Below are 2,063 nucleotides of genomic sequence, written 5' to 3' on the forward strand. Positions count from 1 at the left end.
CTGTCGCTGGAGATATTTTTAAAATTTTGCGGGTGGCTTCATCGCCGCGCAATTCGACATGACGAGTTTGCAAAGCCGCCGCCACCAAAGGCAGGAAATCTCGGGCTACTGATTTGTGAACTAACAAAGTTTCGATCGCATTGCAAGCAGCTGCATACTGGGTTTTGGCGTCAACTGTAATATTTACTGCCTTCACGATATCTGCCGCTTCATCTATATATATATGGCAAATTCCCTCTGCATGACCCAGGACTGGAATGCGGGTATTTTCCTGCACAAATCTGACAAACGAATTGGAACCTCTGGGAATAATCAGATCTATATATTCATCCAACTTCAGCATTGCCAGAGTTTCTTCTCTCGTAGTTAGCAATTGCACTGCTGCTGGGGAAACTTCCGTATATCCCAATTCCAAATGAATTGCCCTTACCAAAGCTTGACAGGTGCGAACGGCTTCTTGTCCGCCTTTGAGAATAACGCCGTTACCCGATTTGATGGCTAAACTCGTTATTTGCATCACCGCATCGGGACGCGCCTCAAAAATGACGCCCAAAACCCCCAGAGGACAGCTAATGCGCTTGAGGATCAGTTTTTCATCGAGTTCGCGGTGAATATCCACAACGCCTATGGGGTCTGGCAAACGCCCCACATCTCGCACGCCTGCGATCGCAGCCTTAAGCTTAGTTTCATCTAACTTTAGCCGCGCGATCAGCGGTTTGGCAATATTAGCTGCCACAGCCGCTTCGCAGTCTGCTGCATTCGCTGCCAAAATTTCCGGAGTTGCAGACTCTAAGGCTTGGGCCACAGCTTCGATCGCTTCATTTTTTACCTCAGCGGAAAGCACCGCCAGCCGTCGCGCTGCTTGGCGGGTTTGTTGAGCGATCGAAGTTAGGGAAGACGAGGCAATTTGCGAGGTGGTCATGGACATTATTTAACTTGCAGCGTATAGTTTCAAGGTTAGTACAACTAACTAGCTTCGTTCGCAGGGTAGTGTGGTGGGAGTAAGTAAAACATTCAAATTTTTAGATTCGAGTTCTGCTAACGATCTGATTCGATATCTGGAATTATTACAGGTCTTGGTAACGCGCAACCTAAAGGTGCGTTATCGCGGTTCTATCTTGGGAGTGTATTGGTCGCTGTTAAATCCCGTGATGATGACGGGTGGATATACGGCGATTTTTGGCATGGCTTTTGCGTCCTACTATCATAACTCCCTGTTCAAATATATGCTGGATGTGTTTGTAGGGTTAGTCGCGATCAACTTTTTTTCAGCTTCTACCACCCAAGCCTTGCCGAGTTTGGTAAGCAATGGGGCGCTTTTGAACAAGATTCGCCTACCGATAAACGTTTTTCCGATGTCGATGATTGCGGCGAATGTGTTTCAGTTTAGCAGCGCTTGCTTGCCAATACTGGCGATCGCCACATTGATCACATCCAAGAGTTTACTTAATGTGGTCGCTTTGCTGTTACCGTTGCTGTCTTTGGCTTGCTTGTGTACTGGTATCGGATTTATCGTCAGTGCCCTGTTTGTGTTCTTTCGCGATTTGCCTTACTTTTATGAGTTAGTGGTGTCTATCCTGTGGTTTGGCTCTCCGGTGTTTTATCCGGCGGCGATCGTACCCGCCACTATCCGTCCGTTCTTGGTCTTTAACCCTATAGCCTTAATCATTGAAAGCATTCGTCAGATCGCTTTGTCAGGCCATTCTCCTAATTTTGCCTTAATAGGCAGCTCTTTGCTCAGTAGCCTGGTGGTTTTGGCTGTAGGATGGAAATTATTTGATAGCTGGCAGCACCAGTTCATGGATTTGTTGTAGATGTACGCGATTTGTCTGGAACAAGTGTCCCTGTGGCGACGGACGCAAGAGGAATTTTCTTATGACTTGAAGAAAACAATTTTATCTTTTCTGGAAGGCAAGTACCGTCAGCCTGCGAAGAATTTGGTGCTGGATCGGGTAGATCTGTTTGTAGAAGCAGGGGAGAAATTGGGAATTATTGGTGGAAATGGCGCAGGTAAATCCACCTTGCTGAAGCTAGTCTGCGGTATATTGCAGCCAACTTCCGGT

General features: G+C 47.0%; 3 protein-coding genes. 2 read left to right on the forward strand and 1 reads right to left on the reverse strand.

The genetic code is table 11. The features are described from left to right. Positions 1 to 922, reverse strand: a 922-nt coding sequence (gene proA, locus H6S82_RS30860; RefSeq protein WP_191057303.1) for a glutamate-5-semialdehyde dehydrogenase, incomplete at its 3' end; no start/stop codon positions are given. A 73-nt stretch (positions 923 to 995) separates the two neighbouring features. Between proA and H6S82_RS30865 the strand changes: the two genes are divergently transcribed. Both H6S82_RS30865 and H6S82_RS30870 read left to right on the forward strand, forming a co-directional pair. Beyond that, entirely contained in the window at positions 996 to 1,814 is an 819-nt protein-coding gene (locus H6S82_RS30865; protein ID WP_190473657.1) for an ABC transporter permease, read from the forward strand. Then, on the forward strand, positions 1,815 to 2,063 hold a 249-nt coding region (locus H6S82_RS30870; protein ID WP_191057302.1), incomplete at its 3' end, for an ATP-binding cassette domain-containing protein.

This window comes from Planktothrix sp. FACHB-1355 (assembly GCF_014748295.1).
In the GTDB taxonomy this organism is placed as follows: Bacteria; Cyanobacteriota; Cyanobacteriia; order Cyanobacteriales; family Aerosakkonemataceae; genus Aerosakkonema; species Aerosakkonema funiforme_A.